Origin of the sequence: Limnohabitans sp. Rim28 (genome assembly GCF_000293865.2) — a bacterium.
Classification (GTDB): Bacteria; Pseudomonadota; Gammaproteobacteria; order Burkholderiales; family Burkholderiaceae_C; genus Limnohabitans_A.
Map to the genome: position 1 here is coordinate 1 of NZ_ALKN02000045.1, position 1,071 is coordinate 1,071.

Genomic DNA, 1,071 nt, shown 5'->3' on the forward strand with positions numbered 1-1,071 from the left:
CCCACCAAGCATCCCTGACGGAAGAGGCGAGCCGCAGTTGTGAGGCGAGCAGCTTGCGCTCAACCAACGAGATTTCAGCTTGCGCCAGATCGGTACTGGCCGTGCGTTGTCCGGGTAGCCAGATGGGAACGGCGATACCCACCTCAGCTTCCCGCGCACCGCTGTTGCCTGTCATCCGGTCTGATCGCTGACTTATCTCCAGCGAGGGCGGCTCGGGGGACAGCATCGACGCGGCTTTGGCCTGGGCCTGGGCGGCATCGCGACGCGATTGAAGCGCGTGCGCCTCGGGTTGCCTTTGCCACGCCGTTTCGAAAACATCTTTCAAGGACACCGATCCACTCAACGCGGCGGCGGATGTGCCTTGTGCTTGGGCCGTCAGCACCAAGCCACTCAGGGTCATGACCGACAGCGCGATTCGAATCGGTGCCGATCTTTTTTTGTACAAACTCATAGCTCATCTCCAATGGTGAAAACATCCAAGGAGATCAGCGAGCAGCGACAACACGTCGCTAGGCGATGACGCACAACGCGCAAAGCGTCATGTGCATCCGCACACAGGGGATTCGAAAAGAGGGAAAGGTAAAGAAACCCGAGGCTCGCCGATCAGGCAAGCACGGGCCATTGAGGCCGTTCAGGACGTTCACTTGCCATATGAGAAGCAATGACCTGAAGGTGAAGCGGGTGATCGTCAGAGGCTGCTAATGTGGTCTTGCTCAGATCGCTGACCAGGGCGGCGGCACAACCCATATGACAAGTGGCACAGTCATGGTCCATGCCCGGCGATTGAGGGGCATTTTTGCTGGACTCTTGCTGGTCAATTGACGCATGGTCATGGGTGTGGTGACCAGGGTGCTTGGCAGTCACACTGGTTTCGTGCTCGCAATAGCTTGCCATTGCTGCCCAGCTGTATTGCAAGGGCAACAACACCAGCAAGAAAATCGCCAAGTACCGTCTCATAGGCCACATTATAGCGACTCAAATTTTTCAAAGTCACCGGGCATTTATTTGTCCCCGTGGAGGTTGAGGTCAATAAAGAAGGATTCAGATGCTTTGGCAAGCGCTCCAATTTAC

Annotated in this window: 3 protein-coding genes; all 3 read right to left on the reverse strand. The window is 56.4% G+C overall.

Annotated features, from left to right (window positions below; all coding sequences use genetic code 11):
* On the reverse strand, nucleotides 1–451 hold a 451-nt coding region (locus B472_RS16760), incomplete at its 3' end, for a TolC family protein (RefSeq protein WP_026039291.1).
* A gap of 152 nt (nucleotides 452–603) precedes the next feature.
* Nucleotides 604–927, reverse strand: a complete 324-nt coding sequence (locus B472_RS17510; protein ID WP_369908630.1) for a hypothetical protein — start codon at nucleotides 925–927, stop codon at nucleotides 604–606.
* The coding region (locus B472_RS17400) for a hypothetical protein (protein WP_238147483.1) at nucleotides 830–1,071 on the reverse strand (242 nt) is incomplete at its 5' end. The genes B472_RS17400 and B472_RS17510, both read right to left, overlap by 98 nt.